The organism is Salipiger bermudensis (assembly GCF_019801965.1).
Lineage (GTDB): Bacteria > Pseudomonadota > Alphaproteobacteria > Rhodobacterales > Rhodobacteraceae > Salipiger > Salipiger bermudensis_A.
Genome location: NZ_JAHVIA010000002.1, coordinates 204,505 through 219,763 on the forward strand (window position 1 = coordinate 204,505; position 15,259 = coordinate 219,763).

The following is a 15,259-nucleotide window of genomic DNA, read 5'->3' on the forward strand; positions in this document are numbered from 1 at the left end:
GGGTCGCGCCGCGAGGCAAGGGGAGCCAAACGATGCTGCATGAATTTCCGGTGCGGGTGTATTACGAAGACACCGACATGGCGGGGATCGTCTACCACGCCAACTACCTCAAGTTCATCGAGCGGGCGCGCTCGGAATGGGTCAAGGGCATGGGCATCGACCAGAACGCCCTGCGCGAGCACGAGGGCGTGGTCTTCGTGATCCGCCGCATCGAGGCCGATTTCCGCGCCTCCGCGCGCTTCGACGACGAGCTGGTGGTGGAGACCAAGGTGCAGTCGGTCAGCGGCGTGCGGCTGGTGCTGCATCAGGAGGTGCTGCGCGACGGCGAGGCGCTGTTCACCGCCGAGGTGACGCTGGTGACCATGACGCTCGATGGCCACCCGACCCGCCTGCCGCAGCAGATCCGCCGCAAGGTGCACTGAGCCCGCCCGCTCGGCGGAGTTGCGCCGTCAAAACCCTGTGACACAGGGCTTTCACAGCCCCGATGACGCCAATGTGTTGGCGTTCGCCCTGCAAATCCGCTAGAATCGTCGGTAACGAGAGCCCAGTGCACACGGGCCCGATGAGGAAGAGCAGGCTTATGGATCCACAAACCCTCCAGCTCGCGCAGGAGATCGACTTCTCCATGTGGGGGCTGTTCGCGCGCGCCACCCTGACGGTGAAACTGGTGATGCTGATGCTGGTGCTGGCATCGGTCTGGGGCTGGGCGATCATCATCGAGAAGATCGTCAGCTACCGTGCCGCCCGGCGCGAGGCGGCCAAGTTCGACCGGGCCTTCTGGTCCGGCGAGCCCCTCGACGAGCTCTACGACCAGATCGGCCCCGAGCCCAAGGGCCGCGCGCAGCGCGTCTTCGCCGCCGGAATGACCGAGTGGCGCCGCTCGCATCGCGACGATGGCGGGCTGATTGCCGGTGCCCATGCCCGCATCGACCGCTCGATGGACGTGGCGATCCAGAAGGAGGCCGAAGACCTGCAGCGCGGTCTGCCGGTGCTGGCGACCGTCGGGTCCACCGCGCCCTTCGTAGGCCTCTTCGGCACCGTCTGGGGCATCATGCACGCCTTCATCGAGATCGCCGCCCAGCAGGACACCTCGCTGGTGGTCGTGGCGCCCGGCATCGCCGAGGCGCTCTTCGCCACCGCGTTGGGCCTCGTCGCGGCCATCCCGGCGGTGATCTTCTACAACAAGCTCTCTGCCGACGCCGACCGCATCATCTCGGGCTACGAGGCCTTCGCCGACGAATTCTCCACCATCCTCTCGCGCCAGCTGGACGCCTGATCCATGGGCGGCGGTGTGATGAAATCGGGCGGAGGCGGCGGCAGCCGCCGGCGACGCCGCAGCGGCGGCAGATCGCAGCCCATGGCCGAGATCAACGTCACGCCGATGGTCGACGTGATGCTGGTGCTGCTGATCATCTTCATGGTCGCGGCGCCGCTCCTGACCGTGGGCGTGCCGGTGGAGCTGCCCAAGACCGCAGCCAGTTCGCTGCCCTCGGAGACCGAGGAACCGCTCGCGGTGACGATCACCGCCGATGGCGTCGTGATGATCCAGACCACCGAGGTGGCGATGGACGAGCTGGTCAACCGGCTGCGCGCCATCGCGGTGGAGCGCGCCGACGACCGCATTTTCCTGCGCGCCGACGGGGCGGTGCCCTACCAGACGGTGGCGCAGGTCATGGGCGCGCTCAATCGCGGCGGCTTCTCCTCGATCGGGCTGGTCACCGACAGCGGTGGCCCGGCGCTCGATGGCGCGGACGGCGGCTGAGGGGGCCTGATTGCGCAGGAGTTTCTCCATATCCGCCGGGGCGCACGCCCTGGTGCTGCTGTGGCTGCTGGTCGGCAACGTGTTTCGCCCGGATCCGCCGGAGTTCGAGGTCTCGGACGTGTCGGTGATCTCCGAGGCGGAGTTCTCCGCCATGGTCGATGCCGCGCAGGCACCCGAGGTGCAGACCGAGGTCACCGCCCCGGTCGAGGCACCCGAACCTGCGCCACAGCCCGAGCCTGCCCCGGAGCCCGAACCGCAGCCCGAGCCTGCCCCCGCCCCGGAGCCGCAGCCAGCGCCCGAGGCCCCGGCACCGGAACCCGCCCCCGTACCGCAGCCTGATCCCGAACCGGCCCCGCAACCGGCGCCCGAGCCCGTGCCGGAACCGGTGCCCGCGCCGCCTGCCGCCGAGGCGGTGCCGCAGGTCTTTGCCCCCGACAACGCGCCGCGTCCGGTGCCGCGCCCGGCGCCCCGCGTCGCACCTGAGCCGGTCGCCCCGTCCGAGCCCGAGGTGGCCGAGGCCGAGGAGGTGCAGGAGGCGGCGCAGGAAGAGGCCGACAGCCCGGACGTCGCCGAGGAGGCCCAGGAAGCCACCGCACCGCCCGAGACCGCGACCGAGATCGTCACTGAAGCCGAAGAGCCGGCCTCGGCGCCGCCCGCCTCGGTGCGTCCGCGCCCCCGCCCGCGCGACATCGCCAGTGCCCAGACCACGCCCGAGCCCGCGCCGGAGCCGACCCCGGAGCCCGTGACCCCGAGCACGCCCGAGCCGGAGCCCGCGCCGTCGCAGCCCGGCGAGTCCGCCGTCGATGCGGCGATCGCCGAGGCGCTGGGGGGAGGTGCCCCGACGCAATCCGACGCGCCCGCCGGCCCGCCGCTCACCCGCGGCGAACAGGACGGTCTGCGCATCGCGGTGCAGCGCTGCTGGATCGTCGACGTGGGCAGCGAAGCCGCCAGCGTCACGGTGACCGTGGGCATGGAGATGGAGCCCTCGGGCCGCGTCGTCAGCTCGAGCCTGCGGCTGATCGGCTCGGAGGGCGGCAGCGCTGCGGCCGCGGACACCGCCTTCCAGGCGGCACGCCGCGCCATCCTGCGCTGCCAGGGCGACGGCTACCAGCTTCCGCAGGAGAAATACGAGCAGTGGAAACGCATCGAGATGACCTTCAATCCCGACGACATGAGGCTGCGATGATCATGCGACCGGCAAGGTCTTGCCCATCGCGGCGGCGGAACTTGGCTGTTCCCGCCGCCCGGGCGCACTATCCTGACCACCAACACAGCACGAGCAGATGCCGGTCCGGCAAGGGGAGCTTTGGAATGAAACAGGTTTTGGCGCAGGCAGTGGCGCTGGCCCTCGCCCTCGTGGCGGCGCTGGGGCTGGCGCTGCCCAATGCGGCGCAGGCGCAGGGCGGTCCGCTGCGGATCGAGATCACCGAGGGCACCATCGAGCCGATGGCCTATGCGGTGCCGGCCTTCGTCGCGGAGACGCCGGGCGCGCAGCAATATGCCGAGCAGATCACCCAGGTGATCGCCGATGACCTGACGGGCACGGGCCTCTTCCGCGAGATCCCGCGCGAGGCCCATATCAGCCGCATCACCTCCTTCGAGAGCCCGGTGCAGTTCGCCGACTGGAAGGCGATCAATGCGCTGGTGCTGCTGACCGGGGCGGTCTCCGAGCAGGAGGGCCGGGTCACCGTGAAGTTCCGCGTCTGGGACGTGTTCGCCGGCACCGAGCTCGGCGACGGCATGCAGTTCGCGGCGACCTCCGATGGCTGGCGCCGGCTGGCCCACAAGGTGGCCGACCAGGTCTATTCGCGCCTTACCGGCGAGAGTGGCTATTTCGACAGCCGCGTGGTCTTCGTCTCCGAGAGCGGGCCCAAAGACCAGCGCGCCAAGCGCCTCGCGATCATGGATTACGATGGCGCCAACGTGCAGTACCTGACCGACAGCCGCTCGATCGTGCTGGCGCCGCGCTTCTCGCCCAATGGCGAGCGGGTGCTCTACACCAGCTATGAGACCGGCGAGCCACAGGTGCACGTGCTGAACGTGGGGGCCGTGCAAAGCCAGATCATGTCGGCCGGTGGCGGCATCATGAGCTTCGCGCCGCGCTTCTCGCCGGATGGCAGCAAGGTGGTCTACTCGGTCACCTCCGGCTCCAACACCGACATCTACATGCGTGACCTGGCCAGCGGCACTACCACGCAGCTGACCTTCACCCCCGCGATCGAGACCGCGCCGAGCTTCTCGCCCGACGGCAGCCGCATCGTCTTCGAGAGCGACCGCTCGGGCAGCCAGCAGCTCTACGTGATGCCGGCCAGCGGCGGCGAGCCGACGCGGATCAGCTTCGGGCAGGGGCGCTACGGCACACCGGTCTGGTCGCCGCGCGGCGATCTCATCGCCTTTACCAAGCAGAACCAGGGCCGCTTCCACATCGGCGTGATGCGCACCGACGGCAGCGAGGAGCGCCTGCTCACCGCCTCGCATCTCGACGAGGGCCCGACCTGGGCGCCGAACGGCCGGGTGCTGATGTTCTCGCGCGAGACCCAGGGCGCCAGCGGCACCTCCTCGCTCTACAGCGTCGACGTGGCGGGGCGAAAGCTCACCCGGGTCCGCACCCCCGACGGCGCCTCCGATCCGAGCTGGGGCCCGCTGCAGTGACCAATGCGCCCGAAAAATCTTCTTCGAGAGATTTTTCGGGTCACCCGACCCCGGACCAGGATTTTTCGGACGAAAAATCCTGGTCTTCGCACGACATTTGCAAGCCAACATGCCTGTGATAATTTGCCGGCAAGAAACGAGCAGGACAGTTCCATGAAACATCTCTCCAAGGCCCTGATGATTGCCGCCGTACTGGGGCTGGCGGCCTGTACCAGCGGCGACCGCTTCGGCGCCGGCAGCGGCACCGACGCCTATGGCGCCGGGGCCGGCGCCAATGCCGGCATCGTGCCGGGCAGCGCCAGCGATCCCAAGTCGCCCGCCTATTTCAACCAGACCATCGGCGACCGGGTGCTGTTCCTCGTCGACCAGTCGACCCTGACGCCGCAGGCGCAGGCGACCCTCGACGCGCAGGCCGGCTGGCTGATGACCAACTCCGATTACCTCGCGGTGATCGAGGGTCACGCCGACGAGCAGGGCACCCGCGAATACAACATCGCGCTCGGCGCCCGCCGCGCCAACGCGACGATGGAGTACCTGATCTCCAAGGGCGTCGCGCCGAACCGGCTGAAGATCATCAGCTACGGCAAGGAGCGCCCGGTCGAGATCTGCTCGGAAGAGGCGTGCTACGCCAAAAACCGCCGCGCCGTCACCGTGATCTCCATGGGTCTCGGGAGCTGACGACCATGCGCCTTGCCGTCCTCGCCCTCAGCCTCGGTCTTGCCGCGGCCACCGCCGTGCCGGCCCAGGACAGTGAAACCCTCGCCGATATCCGGCAGGATCTGTCGCTGCTCAAGGGAGAGCTCTTGCGCCTTCAGCAGGAGCTCAACACCACCGGGGCGAGCGGCGTGCAGGTGAGCGGCAGCACGCTCGACCGGGTCAACATCATCGAGCGCGAGCTGCAGCGTGTCACGGCGCTCGCAGAAGAGCTGCAGCACCGCGTCGACGTGGTGGTGCAGGACGGCAGCAACCGCATCGGCGATCTCGAGTTCCGGCTCTGCGAGCTCGAGCCCGCCTGCGATATCGGCAGCCTCGGCGACACGCCGCTGCTGGGCGGGCAGGCGCCCTCCACCGGTGCGCCCGCGCCGGCCCCGGCGCAGCCCTCGAATGGCGGCGCAGAGCTTGCGATCGGCGAACAGAACGACTTCCGGCGGGCGCAGGAGGCGCTCGCCAGCGGTGACTTTCAGGGCGCCGCAGACCAGTTTGCGTCCTTTCGCCAGACCTTTCCCGGCAGCCCGCTAGAGCCCGACGCGCTGCTCGCCGAGGGCAAGGCGCTCGACCAAACCGGCGACACCCGCACCGCGGCGCGCCGTTTCCTCGATGCCTATGCCAATTACCCCGAGAGCGATGCCGCGCCGGAGGCGCTGTGGCGGCTCGGGGCGGCGCTTGGGGCGCTGCAGAGCCTCAACGAGGCCTGCGTGACGCTGGCCGAGGTCGGCGCGCGCTACCCGGACAGCCCGATGGTGGCCGAGGCCGAGGCCGAGATGGGCCGTCTCGGCTGCCAGTGAGGCGGCCCTCCGTGAGACGGCTCCGGTGACGCCCCAGCCCGACAGCCTCGACCAGCGCTTCGCCGAGGCGATGGGCGCGACGCTGGGGCCGGATTTTCCCTCCGATATCGCGCTCGCCGTCTCCGGCGGCGGCGACAGCATGGCGATGCTGACATTGGCGCACAACTGGGCCCATGTCTGGGGTACGAGGCTCTGGGTGGTGACCGTCGATCACGGGCTGCGCCCGGAGGCCGCGTCGGAGGCGGCGCTGGTGCGCGAGACCTGCGAAGAACTGGGCCATCCCCACGCAACGCTGCGCTGGCGCTGGGACGGGCAGGGCAACCTGATGGACGCCGGCCGCCGCGCCCGGCTCGACCTCATCGGCCGCTGGCGCGGCGGGCTCTCGCACGTCTTACTGGCCCATACACGCGACGACGTGGCCGAGACCTTCCTGATGCGGCTGGCGCGGGGCTCCGGGGTCGACGGGCTCTCGGCGATGCGCCCGCTGCGCGTAGTGCCGCAGGCGGATTGCGCGCCGCTCGCCCGCGAGGAGTGCTGTGGCGCGCGGCCGCCGGAGGCGGCGGTGCCGACCGGGTTCACCCTCGTGCGCCCCTGTCTCGACATGCGGCGCGCGGAGCTGCGGCATTACCTGCGCGTGCTCAAGGGCCGCTGGGTCGAGGATCCCACCAACGAGGACGACCATTACGAGCGCGCCCGCATCCGCAAGCTGTTGCAGGGGCTCGAGGCCGAAGGGCTTGGCGCCGAGACCCTCGCCGCCACCGCCGGGCGCATGTCGCGCGCCCGCGAGGCGCTGCGGGCGCGGGCGCTCTGGGCGTGGGAGCACTGCGGCCGAGAGGGGGCCGCGGGCGACCTGCTCTTCGAGCGAGACCGCTTCGCGGCGCTCGAGCGCGACACCCAGCTGCGGCTGCTTGCCGCCGCCCTGCAATGGGTCGCCTCGGCGGAGTATCGCCCGCGTGCGGCGGCGCTCGAGGCGCTGCTCGAGCGGCTGCTCTCGGGCGGCGCGGGGACGCTGATGGGCTGCGCGGCGCGGGCCGAGCCCACGCAGCTGCGGGTCTGGCGCGAATACGCGGCGGTCGCCTCCCTGACCGTCGCGGTCTCGGAGACCACGCTCTGGGACGGGCGCTGGCGGGTTTTCCATCCCGATCTCAAGGGGCTGACCGTGCGTGCGCTTGGCGATGACGGCTGGCGTCAGGCTGCCACTACTCGCGACGGGCGGGTCCCGCACGCGCTGGCGCTGCCCCTGCCTGCGGTCTGGGAGGGCGACCGGCTCGTCGCCTGCGACGCGCTCGGCGTCGGGCCGGGCGGCACGACGGTGCTGGACGGCAGCGACGGGCAGGGCGATGGTTTCCCGGGCTTCCTGCTTTCGCACTGAATTCGCATTGAACGTGCGGCTCCGATCCTTATGTTAGGCACATCGTGCTCCGATCGGGGCACGCGACGCATGTTTGGAGGCATTCCTTGGGCAACGCACGTAATATCGCCTTCTGGGTGGTCCTGTTTCTTCTGATCCTCGCCCTGTTCAACCTGTTCTCGGGCGGTGGCAGCACCCTTCAGAGCCGCGAGATCAGCTATTCCGATTTCGTCTCGGCGGTGGAAGACAACAGTGTCAGCTCGGTCACGATCGACGGTGAACAGATCCGCTACCGCAGCAGCGACGGCACCGACTACGTGACGGTGAAACCCCAGGATGCCCAGGTCACCGACCTTCTCATCGACAATGGCGTGACGGTGCGCGCGGAGCAGCAGGAACAATCTGGCTTCCAGGCCTTCCTGCTTTCGCTGCTGCCCTTCCTGCTGCTGATCGGCGTCTGGATCTACTTCATGAACCGGATGCAGGGCGGCGGCAAAGGCGGCGCGATGGGCTTCGGCAAGTCCAAGGCCAAGCTGCTCACCGAGAAGCACGGCCGGGTGACCTTCGACGATGTCGCCGGCATCGACGAGGCCAAGGAAGAGCTCGAGGAGATCGTTGAATTCCTCCGCAACCCGCAGAAATTCTCGCGCCTCGGCGGCAAGATCCCCAAGGGTGCGCTGCTCGTGGGCCCTCCGGGCACCGGTAAGACGCTGCTGGCGCGCGCCATCGCGGGCGAGGCCGGCGTGCCGTTCTTCACCATCTCGGGCTCCGACTTCGTTGAGATGTTCGTCGGCGTCGGCGCAAGCCGCGTGCGCGACATGTTCGAGCAGGCCAAGAAAAACGCCCCCTGCATCGTCTTCATCGACGAGATCGATGCCGTCGGTCGCAACCGTGGCTCCGGCTATGGCGGCGGCAATGACGAGCGCGAGCAGACCCTCAACCAGCTGCTGGTCGAGATGGACGGCTTCGAGGCCAATGAGGGCGTCATCATCATCGCCGCCACCAACCGCCGCGATGTGCTCGACCCGGCGCTGCTGCGCCCGGGCCGCTTCGACCGTCAGGTCATGGTCGGCAACCCCGACATCAAGGGCCGCGAGAAGATCCTCGGCGTGCACGCCCGCAAGACCCCGCTTGGCCCCGATGTCGATCTGCGCATCATCGCGCGCGGCACCCCGGGCTTCTCGGGTGCGGACCTCGCCAACCTGGTGAACGAGGCGGCGCTGATGGCCGCCCGCGTCGGCCGCCGCTTCGTGACGATGGAAGATTTCGAAAACGCCAAGGACAAGGTCATGATGGGCGCCGAGCGCCGCTCGATGGTCCTGACCGCCGACCAGAAGGAAAAGACCGCCTATCACGAGGCCGGTCATGCGGTGGTGGGCCTCGCCCTGCCGCAATGCGATCCGGTCTACAAGGCGACGATCATCCCGCGCGGCGGTGCCCTCGGCATGGTGGTTTCGCTGCCCGAGATTGACCGCCTGAACTGGCACAAGTCCGAGTGCGAGGAAAAGCTCGCCATGACCATGGCCGGCAAGGCCGCCGAGATCATCAAGTACGGCGAGCCCAACGTCTCCAACGGCCCGGCGGGCGACATCCAGCAAGCCTCGGCACTGGCGCGTGCGATGGTGCTGCGCTGGGGCATGTCGGACCGGATCGGCAATATCGATTACTCCGAGGCCCACGAGGGCTACCAGGGCAACACCGCGGGCCTGTCGGTCTCGGCCCACACCAAGGAGTTGATCGAGGAAGAGGTGCGCCGCTTCATCCAGGAAGCCTATGAGCGGGCCTTCCAGATCCTCACCGACCGCAAGGAAGACTGGGAGCGTCTGGCGCAAGGCCTGCTCGAGTACGAGACCCTGACCGGCGACGAGATCAAGCGCGTGATGAATGGCGAGCCGCCGCACAGCAGCGGCGATGCCGACAGCTCGGACGACGACACGCCCAGCGTCACCGCGATCCCGAAGACCAAGCCGAAATCCAAGCCCGCCGGCGAAGGCGGCATGGAACCCGAACCGACCGCATGAGCGGTTCGCAGACACCAGACTGGGACCCCGGACTCTACCAAAGATTCCGGGGTCTTCGTTTGCGCCCCGCCATCGATCTGCTGCGCAGCGTCGGCCCGCTGCCCGAGGGCGCGGTGATCGATCTCGGCTGCGGCAGCGGCGCGGCGGGCCCGGCGCTGCAGCAGCTTGGCCGCAAGCTTATTGGCGTCGATCTCAGCAAGAGCATGCTCGAACAGGCGCGGCGCACCGGCTGCTATGACGCGCTGATCGAGGAGGATCTGTCGTTCTGGCTGCCCGACGCGCCGGCGGCGCTGATTTTCTCCAACGCCGCGCTGCAATGGGTCGGCGACCATGCCAACCTGCTGACGCTGCTGGCCTCCAAGCTCGCCCCTGGCGGCACGCTGGCGGTGCAGATGCCGCATCAGAACAACGCCCCCTCGCACCGCTTCTGGCTCAGCCTCGCCGAAGAGCTGTTCCCGGGCCGCATCGACCCCGATGCCCAGCCCGAGGTCATGCTGCCGGCCGAGTATCACCGGCTGCTCAGCCCGCTCGGCCGCGTGGCGATCTGGGAGACCGAGTACTACCAGGATCTGGCCCCCGATGGCGAAGGCCACCCGGTACGGCGCTTCACCGAGGCCACCTTCGCGCGGCCGGTGTTGGCGGTGCTCAACGAAGACGAGCAGGCCCAGCTCATCACTGCCTACGAGCGCGTGATCGGCAGCGCCTACCCGACCGGGCCGGACGGGCGCGTGCTGTTCCCGTTCCGCCGCCTGTTCTTCACGCTCACCGTCTGACCGATGTGCTGCGCGAATTATTCGTGAATCCGCATAAATCGGCTTGAGACCCCGGCCGCGTTTCGGCACCCACGAAGGGTTGCCACGAGGAAAGCTTTCATGCCCGCTCTGAAGACCACCGATTTCCACGCCACGATCCGCTGGCTGGGCCGCGTCCCGCTCGAGGGCGACGGGCTGCGCTCCGAGGCGGTCGAGGCGCTCGACCTGCGCTTCGAAGGCGCCGTGGGCGAGCGGCATTCGGGGCTGACGCGGCCGTCCTGCAGCCGGGTGCTGTCGCAGCACCAGCGCGGCACCGAGATCCGCAACGTGCGCCAGCTCGCAATCGTCTCCGCCGAGGAGCTGGAGGCGATCGCCGAGCGCATGGGGCTCGAGCGCATCGAGCCGGAATGGATCGGCGCGTCGATGGTGGTCGAGGGGCTGCCCGACTTCTCGCATATCCCGCCCTCGTCGCGGCTGCAGGGCCCCGACGGCACCACGCTGGCGGTCGACATGGAGAACCGCCCCTGCGTGCTGCCGGGGCGCGAGATCGAGAAGGAGCGCGACGGCTTCGGCGCCCGCTTCAAGCCCGCCGCCGAGGGCCGACGCGGGGTCACCGCATGGGTCGAGCGGCCCGGACGGCTCGCGGTTGGCGAGACGCTGCAGCTCAGCATTCCCGATCAGCGTGTCTGGGCCCATATCGAGGCGGTGCGCAGCCGCTAGGGGCGGGCTTTTCACGGTGTTCTCCGCGCCCGCGATGCGGCACAGTTGCCGCAAACATCGCGAAGACGGAGGGGACACCGCCCATGGCTGCAAAACCGGATATCGAGATCGCCCGCGAGGCCGAGAAACGGCCCATTCAGGAGATCGGCGCCAAGCTGGGCATCCCGCCGGAGCAGTTGCTGCCCTATGGTCATGACAAGGCGAAGGTCACGCAGGACTTCATCGCCGGACTCAATGGCCGCAAGGATGGCAAGCTGATCCTCGTCACCGCGATCAACCCGACGCCGGCAGGCGAGGGCAAGACCACCACTACGGTGGGTTTGGGCGACGGGCTGAGCCGGATCGGCAAGAATACCGCGATCTGCATCCGCGAGGCCTCGCTGGGGCCGAATTTCGGCATGAAGGGCGGGGCCGCCGGCGGCGGCTATGCGCAGATTGTGCCGATGGAGGAAATGAACCTCCATTTTACCGGCGATTTCCATGCCATCACCAGCGCCCACAACCTGCTGGCGGCGATGATCGACAACCATATCCACTGGGGCAACGAGCAGGAGATCGATCTGCGCCGCGTGGTTTGGCGCCGAGTGATCGACATGAACGACCGCGCGCTGCGCCACACGGTGACCTCGCTCGGCGGTGTCGCCAACGGCTTCCCGCGCGAGACCGGCTTCGACATCACCGTGGCCTCCGAGGTCATGGCGATCCTGTGCCTTGCCGACGATCTGGCCGACCTGCAGCGCCGGCTCGGCGAGATGATCGTCGCCTATCGCCGCGACAAGAGCCCGGTCTTCGCCCGCGACATCAAGGCCGACGGCGCCATGACGGTGCTCCTACGCGATGCCATGCAGCCCAACCTCGTCCAGACCCTCGAGCACACGCCGGCCTTCGTGCATGGCGGGCCGTTCGCCAATATCGCCCATGGCTGCAACTCGGTGATCGCCACCCGCACGGCGCTCAAGCTCGCCGACTACGTGGTCACCGAGGCGGGCTTCGGGGCCGATCTGGGGGCCGAGAAGTTTTTCGACATCAAGTGCCGTAAGGCCGGGCTGCATCCCGATTGCGTGGTGCTGGTGGCCACCATCCGGGCGCTTAAGATGAACGGCGGACTGGCCAAGGAAGAGCTCTCGGCCGAGAACGTCACCGCCGTCCGCGAGGGCTGCGCCAATCTCGGGCGCCACATCCAGAACCTCAAGGGCTTCGGTGTGCCGGTGGTGGTGGCAATCAACCATTTCACCGGCGACAGCGAGGCCGAGATCGCCGCCGTCCGGGCCTATGTCGAGGGGCAGGGGGCCGAGGCGCATCTCTGCACCCACTGGGCCGAGGGCGGCAAGGGTACCGAGGCGCTGGCGACCCGCGTGGCCGAGATCGCCGATGCCGGCCACGCGCAGTTTGCCCCGCTCTATCCCGACGAGATGTCGCTCTGGCACAAGATCGAATGCGTGGCCGAGCGCATCTACCACGCCCACGAGGTCACTGCCGACACCCGCATTCGCGCCCAGCTCGAGGAGTGGGAGGCGCAGGGCTACGGCCACCTGCCGGTCTGCATGGCCAAGACGCAGTATTCCTTCTCCACCGATCCCGGCCTGCGCGGCGCGCCCGAGGGCCACGTGGTGCCGGTGCGCGAGGTGCGGCTCTCGGCCGGGGCGGGGTTCGTGGTGGCGATCTGCGGTGACATCATGACCATGCCGGGCCTGCCGCGGCAGCCGGCGGCCGAGGCGATCCGGCTCAACGACGCGGGGGAGGTGGAAGGGTTGTTCTGATCGGCGCCGCAAGAGCGCCTATCGGAACGGCTTTTGCCGCTTCAAGCCCTCAATGCGCCGCTTGGGGACGTTGATCATTGGCAACCGTCGCGGCATTAGGGGCGTGACGGCCTTGCTGGAGAGTCCCCGCCATGCGCGACCCCGCCACCCTTGGCGATATGACCGATCTTCGGTCCGAGGTGGATGCCACCGACAGAGCGCTCGGCGCGCTTCTGGCGCATCGCGCCCGGCTGATCTCGCGCGCGGCCGAACTCAAGGACGGCAACGGATGGCCGGCCCGCATCGATGCGCGGGTCGAGGAGGTCATCGCGAACGCACGCCGCAACGCCGAGGCGGGGGGCTGGGATCCAGACCTTGCCGAGACGCTCTGGCGCGAACTTGTGGAATGGTCGATCCGGCGCGAACAGGCCGCGCTCGGGCGCGAATGAAGGAGAGCTGCATGACGGCGAAGATCATCGACGGCAAGGCCTTTGCGGCCTCGGTGCGGGAAAAGGTGGCGGCGCATGTGGCGCGGCTGAAGGATGAGCATGGCATCACGCCCGGGCTCGCCGTGGTGCTGGTGGGCGAGGACCCGGCCAGCCAGGTCTATGTCCGCAACAAGGGCAAGCAGACCGTGGAATGCGGCATGCAGAGCTTCGAGCACAAGCTCGACGCCAGCATCTCCGAGGCCGAGCTGCTGGCGCTGATCGAGAAGCTCAACGTCGACCCGGCGGTGCATGGCATCCTCGTGCAGCTGCCGCTGCCGGATCACATGAACGCCGATGCTGTGATCAACGCCATCGACCCGGCCAAGGACGTGGACGGCTTCCACATCTCCAACGTCGGCCTGCTCGGCACCGGCCAGAAGAGCATGGTGCCCTGCACCCCGCTGGGCTGCCTGATGATGCTGCGTGACCAGCTCGGCTCGCTGTCGGGGCTCGACGCGGTGGTGATCGGGCGCTCGAACATCGTCGGCAAGCCGATGGCGCAGCTGCTGCTGGGCGAGAGCTGCACCGTGACCATCGCGCATTCGCGCACTAAGGATCTTGCAGAGGTGGTGCGCCGTGCCGATATCGTGGTCGCCGCGGTGGGCCGCCCCGAGATGGTGCCGGGCGACTGGATCAAGCCGGGCGCCACGGTGATCGACGTCGGTATCAACCGCATTCCGGCGCCCGAGAAGGGCGAGGGCAAGACCCGGCTGGTCGGCGATTGCGCCTACGAGAGCTGCGCCGAGGTCGCCGGCGCCATCACCCCGGTGCCGGGTGGCGTCGGGCCGATGACCATCGCCTGCCTGCTGGCCAACACCGTCACCGCCTGCTGCCGCGCCAATGGCCTTGCGGAGCCGGAAGGCCTCACCGCCTGATCTCATGATACGACCGCCGGGGCGCTTGCCGTGCCCCGGCGCTCTCGCTCGGACCGGAACCGCTCAGACCGGCACCATCGTCCCGGTGAGCAGCGCGGCGTGGGTCTCGACCCCGCCCTCGACCGCAAACACATCCGCCGTCACGATCACCAGCCGCCGCCCGGGCTTGACCACGCGCCCGCGCGCGATGAGCCTGTCGCCGCGCGCCGGGGCGAGCAGGTGGATCTTCATCTCCGAGGTGACCACCTCGCGATCTTCCGGCATCACCGTCAGGGCCGAGTAGCCCGCCGCGCTGTCGCCGATGGCGAAGGCCAGCGCCGCGTGGGCAAAGCCATGCTGCTGCGACAGGTCGGGGGTGATCGCGGCGTCGATCTCGACAGCGCCCGGCGCGACCGCGACCAGCCGCGCGCCAAGCGTCTTCATCATGCTCTGCCGGTCAAAGCTCTCGCGGATGCGGGTCTCGATCTCCATGCCGGCAGAGGGCCACGGCGCGCCGCGCTTGGCAAGCCCTCAGCGCGGCATCGGGATGGCCACGGGACGCGGCCCGGTGAGGATGGCGCAGGCGTCTTCGGCCATCAGCGCGCGGAGCGCCGCGCTGTCGCTGCGCAGCCCGCCGGTATAGGCGCCGTAAGCGGGCAGGATCAGCCGCTCGGCATCGAACAGGAAGCAGGGGCGCGACAGCGTCCGCCCGCGCAGCTTGAGCCGCGCCTTGGGGTGGTAATGCCCCGAAACCTCGCCCGCTGCGCCGCGTGTCGCGATATGCCGGAAGACCAGCCCGCCGATGCTCAGCTCAGCCAGATGGGTGCCGCCGAGCGCCACCGGCCCGGGATCGTGGTTGCCCTCGATCCACACCCAGTCGCGCCCCGCCTGCAGCCGGGTGATCCAGACCCGGTCGTCTTCCGGAAGTTCGCCCTCGACCTCGCTGGCATCGAAGCTGTCGCCGAGGCAGATCACCCGCGCCGCGCCGGTCGTCTCGAGATCCCCCTCGAGACGCAGCAGCGTGTCGCGGGTCTCGTAGGGCGGCAGTGCCGCGCCGCCGACCGCCGAGAGCCGGGCGCATTTGCCGAAATGCAGGTCCGAGACCACCAGAAGCCCCGCCTCCGGCCAGAACAGCGCCCCCGAGGGCAGCGCTTCGAGCCGCGCATCGCGAAACCTGAAGGGAAGGGTGTTCCTGGCCTGTTCCATCGTCGCCTGAATGCCGGATGCGCCCGGGCAGGGCAAGGGCACGAAGCGGCGATCAGCCCGTGACCATGCGCAGCAGACCGATCAGCCCCTTGATGATGAAAACCCAGAGCACCAGCCCGATCAGCATCGCGAACAGGATCCACCACCCACGCGGAAGCTGCCGTTTTCTCGAGGTGCACTCATGGTGTTCAGGCATATATTCCGATCTC

17 protein-coding genes are annotated in these 15,259 nt (G+C 69.0%); 14 read left to right on the forward strand and 3 right to left on the reverse strand.

Annotated features, from left to right (window positions below; translation table 11 throughout):
- Positions 1–32 precede the first annotated feature (32 nt).
- From ybgC to folD, 14 genes are all read left to right on the forward strand, one after another.
- Positions 33–422, forward strand: a complete 390-nt coding sequence (ybgC, locus tag KUV62_RS04910; protein ID WP_222602565.1) for a tol-pal system-associated acyl-CoA thioesterase — start codon at positions 33–35, stop codon at positions 420–422.
- 158 nt (positions 423–580) lie between these two features.
- Complete coding sequence (gene tolQ, locus KUV62_RS04915) at positions 581–1,276, forward strand: protein TolQ (RefSeq protein ID WP_222602566.1); 696 nt, start codon at positions 581–583, stop codon at positions 1,274–1,276.
- A 3-nt stretch (positions 1,277–1,279) separates the two neighbouring features.
- Positions 1,280–1,762: a protein TolR gene (gene tolR, locus KUV62_RS04920; RefSeq protein ID WP_222602567.1), complete on the forward strand. Its 483-nt coding sequence runs from the start codon at positions 1,280–1,282 to the stop codon at positions 1,760–1,762.
- Between the two features lie 52 nt (positions 1,763–1,814).
- Positions 1,815–2,948 carry a cell envelope biogenesis protein TolA gene (locus KUV62_RS04925; RefSeq protein ID WP_410000833.1) on the forward strand — a complete coding sequence of 378 codons (1,134 nt, stop codon included), beginning with the start codon at positions 1,815–1,817 and terminating at the stop codon, positions 2,946–2,948.
- Positions 2,949–3,073: 125 nt separating this feature from the next.
- Positions 3,074–4,414 carry a Tol-Pal system beta propeller repeat protein TolB gene (gene tolB, locus KUV62_RS04930; protein ID WP_222602569.1) on the forward strand — a complete coding sequence of 447 codons (1,341 nt, stop codon included), beginning with the start codon at positions 3,074–3,076 and terminating at the stop codon, positions 4,412–4,414.
- Positions 4,415–4,567: 153 nt separating this feature from the next.
- Positions 4,568–5,092, forward strand: a complete 525-nt coding sequence (gene pal / locus KUV62_RS04935; RefSeq protein WP_222602570.1) for a peptidoglycan-associated lipoprotein Pal — start codon at positions 4,568–4,570, stop codon at positions 5,090–5,092.
- Positions 5,093–5,097: 5 nt separating this feature from the next.
- Entirely contained in the window at positions 5,098–5,919 is an 822-nt protein-coding gene (ybgF, locus tag KUV62_RS04940; protein WP_222602571.1) for a tol-pal system protein YbgF, read from the forward strand.
- Positions 5,920–5,944: 25 nt separating this feature from the next.
- Positions 5,945–7,291 carry a tRNA lysidine(34) synthetase TilS gene (gene tilS / locus KUV62_RS04945; RefSeq protein WP_222602572.1) on the forward strand — a complete coding sequence of 449 codons (1,347 nt, stop codon included), beginning with the start codon at positions 5,945–5,947 and terminating at the stop codon, positions 7,289–7,291.
- 86 nt (positions 7,292–7,377) lie between these two features.
- Positions 7,378–9,291: an ATP-dependent zinc metalloprotease FtsH gene (gene ftsH / locus KUV62_RS04950; protein ID WP_222602573.1), complete on the forward strand. Its 1,914-nt coding sequence runs from the start codon at positions 7,378–7,380 to the stop codon at positions 9,289–9,291.
- Complete coding sequence (locus tag KUV62_RS04955; RefSeq protein WP_410000834.1) at positions 9,288–10,064, forward strand: methyltransferase domain-containing protein; 777 nt, start codon at positions 9,288–9,290, stop codon at positions 10,062–10,064. The genes ftsH and KUV62_RS04955 overlap by 4 nt, the downstream gene beginning before the upstream one ends.
- Positions 10,065–10,163: 99 nt before the next feature.
- Positions 10,164–10,763: an MOSC domain-containing protein gene (locus KUV62_RS04960; RefSeq protein ID WP_222602575.1), complete on the forward strand. Its 600-nt coding sequence runs from the start codon at positions 10,164–10,166 to the stop codon at positions 10,761–10,763.
- Between the two features lie 83 nt (positions 10,764–10,846).
- A complete protein-coding gene (locus KUV62_RS04965; protein WP_222602576.1) occupies positions 10,847–12,523 on the forward strand; it encodes a formate--tetrahydrofolate ligase in 1,677 nt (558 codons plus the stop codon).
- A gap of 131 nt (positions 12,524–12,654) precedes the next feature.
- Positions 12,655–12,951 carry a chorismate mutase gene (locus KUV62_RS04970; RefSeq protein WP_222602577.1) on the forward strand — a complete coding sequence of 99 codons (297 nt, stop codon included), beginning with the start codon at positions 12,655–12,657 and terminating at the stop codon, positions 12,949–12,951.
- Positions 12,952–12,962: 11 nt separating this feature from the next.
- Complete coding sequence (gene folD, locus KUV62_RS04975) at positions 12,963–13,865, forward strand: bifunctional methylenetetrahydrofolate dehydrogenase/methenyltetrahydrofolate cyclohydrolase FolD (protein WP_222602578.1); 903 nt, start codon at positions 12,963–12,965, stop codon at positions 13,863–13,865.
- Between the two features lie 63 nt (positions 13,866–13,928).
- On the opposite strand, the gene KUV62_RS04980 is transcribed toward folD, so the two are convergent.
- The 3 genes from KUV62_RS04980 to KUV62_RS04990 are packed head-to-tail and all read right to left on the reverse strand — an operon-like array spanning position 13,929 to position 15,246.
- Complete coding sequence (locus KUV62_RS04980) at positions 13,929–14,336, reverse strand: PaaI family thioesterase (protein WP_222602579.1); 408 nt, start codon at positions 14,334–14,336, stop codon at positions 13,929–13,931.
- A 39-nt stretch (positions 14,337–14,375) separates the two neighbouring features.
- A complete protein-coding gene (gene pdeM, locus KUV62_RS04985; RefSeq protein ID WP_222602580.1) occupies positions 14,376–15,050 on the reverse strand; it encodes a ligase-associated DNA damage response endonuclease PdeM in 675 nt (224 codons plus the stop codon).
- A 52-nt stretch (positions 15,051–15,102) separates the two neighbouring features.
- A complete protein-coding gene (locus KUV62_RS04990; protein ID WP_222602581.1) occupies positions 15,103–15,246 on the reverse strand; it encodes a hypothetical protein in 144 nt (47 codons plus the stop codon).
- Positions 15,247–15,259 lie beyond the last annotated feature (13 nt).